At 58.2% G+C, this 3,220-nt stretch carries 3 protein-coding genes; all 3 read right to left on the bottom strand.

The window, feature by feature from the left end; all coding sequences use genetic code 11:
- The coding region (locus tag Q7O77_RS16140; RefSeq protein ID WP_304169685.1) for an L-ribulose-5-phosphate 4-epimerase at positions 1-696 on the bottom strand (696 nt) is incomplete at its 3' end.
- Positions 697-699: 3 nt separating this feature from the next.
- The gene (locus Q7O77_RS16135; protein ID WP_304169683.1) at positions 700-1,188 is read right to left on the bottom strand and encodes a PTS sugar transporter subunit IIA; all 489 of its coding nucleotides are present in this window, start codon (positions 1,186-1,188) and stop codon (positions 700-702) included.
- Between the two features lie 37 nt (positions 1,189-1,225).
- Positions 1,226-2,974, bottom strand: a complete 1,749-nt coding sequence (locus Q7O77_RS16130; RefSeq protein WP_304169681.1) for a PTS ascorbate-specific subunit IIBC — start codon at positions 2,972-2,974, stop codon at positions 1,226-1,228.
- Positions 2,975-3,220: the final 246 nt, after the last annotated feature.

The following is a 3,220-nucleotide window of genomic DNA, read 5'->3' as shown; positions in this document are numbered from 1 at the left end:
TGCGTCAGTCTGGCCGTAGTAAGCGTCAGCGCCGTGTTTGCGGAAATAGTGTTTGTCGGACAGCGTCTGCGGCAGGCGGATATGGTGATTCAGGCGCCGCGTCGCCAGCGCCATCGCCGCCACTTCTTCCAACACGACGGCGTTATGCACGGCTTCCTCGGCGTTTTTCCCCCAACAGAATGGGGAATGACCATAGGCGACCACGCCTGGGACGGCCATTGGGTCGATGTCCCGTCGGCGAAAGGTTTCCACGATGCTGACGCCGGTGTTTTTTTCGTAGGCGGCGGCGATTTCTTCTGATGTCAGCGGACGGGTGCAGGGGATATCGCCATAGAAATAGTCGGCGTGGGTGGTGCCCAGCACCGGTATATCCATGCCGGCCTGCGCCCATATCGTCGCATGACGAGAATGGGTATGGACGATGCCGCCAAGCCCCGGAAAGGCCTGATACAGCACCAGGTGCGTGGCGGTATCGCTGGAAGGGCGAAGTCGTCCTTCTACCACGTTGCCGTCCAGATCGACGATGACGATATCGTCAGCCGTCATGGCCTCGTAGCTCACGCCCGACGGTTTGATGGCGATCAGCCCGCGTTGGCGGTCAATCTGCGACACGTTGCCCCAGGTCAGGGTGACCAGCCGGTAATGCGGCAGTTGGCGATTGGCGGCCAACACCGTGTGTTTCAGGTCGTTTAGCATCCGTTATCCCTCCTGCTTGGCCGCCAGCGCGAGCGCGTTATCGATTGCGCGATACACCTCGTCTTTGCTGCGGCATGTCCGTAGTCTGTCGAGGTTGATGCCGGTCGGGCTGCTCTCGTCTTCCAGCGTCTGGGTGATTTCCATCAGGCCTTCGATATGTTCGTCAGACGTACTGCCCGCCAGCGTGATCAGCACATCGACCGGTTCGTCCTCGCCCTCAAAGCGCACGGGAGCGGCCAAGGTGACCAGCGCAAAGGCCGTCCGTTTGACGCCGTCTTCCGGTCGGGCGTGCGGCAACGCAAGACCGGGGGCGATGACGAAGTAGGCCCCCATTTTTTCAATGCTGCGGATGATGGCGGCATGATAGCGAGGCTCCACCGCACCGGAGGCCTCAAGCATGCTGGTGCCGATCCCAATCGCTTCCCGCCAGTCGGCCGCATGGGCCTGAAGTCGGACAGTGTCGTTGTCTATCAGTGATTGCTTGAAGTTCATGGTGTGCTCCTTTGTCGGCCGTTCCTTCAGCCGGACGTTAGCGGGAAAAATGCGTTCTGATCAGGTTGAGCAAATCGTCGCCAAACGAATGGGGATTGAGCATGTTCTGCACGGCCAGTACAAATTTCCCCGTACCCGGTTCCATCTCCCCCGCAAGGTGGCGGGAAGCGACGATGATGTCGGTCATCGGCAGCTTCGATTTGTAGTCCGCCACGGCGCACGACTCCATCACATGCGGTATGCCCCGCTGCTCCAGAAATCTGGCGATTTTCATTTTCATCATCATGGATGACCCTTGCCCATTGCCGCAGACGGTCAGAATGCGCACGGCCCGACTCGGATTGACCGGCGCTAGCTCGGTGACGGGCAGTGTCGCGGCCGCAGGCAGAGCGGATGCCGGTGACGCGTCATCTTCTTCCGCCCGCAAACGTCGGGAGGCGAAAACCATATACACGGCGGCGGCGATCAGGAGTCCGCACAGAAACAGCGGCGACCAGGAGAGCCCTTGCATAATCGGCGGGAACAGCAACGCCCAGTCGGCCATGCCCATCCAGCCGTTCAGCGGCGTGTTGTGGTGAGCAAACAGCGCTATCGCCCAGGCGGAACCCAGCACCTCGATGATGCCCATCACGAAGCACATCTTCATTACGGCCTTCCAGCCGCCAAAATGGTTGGCGAAGACGCCGATGGTGGCGTTGGAGAAGAACATGGGCACAAAGCCGGGAATGATGACGATGGGCGACTGGAAGGCGAGCAGCAGCAGGAGGGCGACGAACTGACCAGCGGCGCCCCACATGAAGCCGAAGACCATCGCGTTCGGCGAATAGGCATAGATAGCCGCGCAGTCGATGGCGAGCACGGCGTTGGGAATGACCCGTTCCGAGATGCCCTTGAAAGCCTCCGACAGTTCCGCGACGAACATGCGGACGCCGACCACGATAATCTGAATGGCCACGGCGAACTTCAGGCCGGTTTCCAGAATATAAAGGCTCCAGTGGGTCGAACCGGCCATCATCTGCAGGTTTTTCAGGCCGAAGGAGAGCAGGATAATGCCGAAGAACACGGTCATGACGATGGCGGTGGCGGCGATGCTGTCGTGAAAGATGTTCAGCCAGCGAGGGAGTTTGAGGTTATCGACGCTATCCGCCGGATCGCCCAGCCGGTGGGCGATCTTGGTCGCAATCCACGAGGCTGCCTGCTGCTGATGGCCGATGGAGAAACCCGCGCCGCCCGTCACGGCTTCCGTCGGTTTGAACATGAGGTTGGAGAAGATCCCCCAGTACAGGGCGATGATGACGGCAGAAGCAAAAATCGTTTCCCACATCGTGGCGCCCAGCACCAGATAGAACATCGCGATCAGCCCGGCCTGCTGAAACATGATGTGTCCCGTCAGCATGATCGTCCGAATCCCCGTGTAGCGGCGCAGCAGCACCAACAGAATATTCAGCGCGAGGGCCAGCAACACCGTGTAGCCCACCCAGGAGTAGCGATCCCCCATCACGGACATCGTTGCCATCATGGCGGTGTAAGGGTCAATGACGGAACCGGACAGACCATGAAATTCGGCGATTTTCTCGATGACCGGTTTGAAACCCGCCACCAGCGTATCAGCGCCGACCTGAACCAGCATAAAACCGATGATGGTCTTCAGCGTGCCTTTGAGCACGGTGGAGAGGTCCCGTCGCAGCAGGAGATAACCGATACAGGTGACCAGCCCCAGCAGCAGCGGCGCTTTCGTCATTACCTGGCTGTAGAAGATGTAAAAAATGTCGTATAGCGTTTCCATGATGCAGCTCCGTGTCGATGAAGGCGTTATGCCCGACGGTGATAACTCAATCCCTGTTACCTGCGTTCTTTCTTGCCAACGTGCGCTTTGACCTTTCCCTCGGTCTTGTTGAATCAATAAAATCACAAAAGATCACATAGTGATTTCTTTTGACCTTTTTTATCATCATAGACAAGCGCTGGTGAAGATCAAGCTTTCAATCATGATTATCACGGTAGTTGATTTATTTTCTGGGGTGGTAATAAA

The sequence above is a fragment of the Lonsdalea britannica genome, from assembly GCF_946477055.1.
GTDB lineage: Bacteria > Pseudomonadota > Gammaproteobacteria > Enterobacterales > Enterobacteriaceae > Lonsdalea > Lonsdalea britannica_A.
The sequence above is the reverse complement of the archived record's forward strand: the minus strand, read 5'-3'. Positions and strand labels throughout refer to the sequence as shown.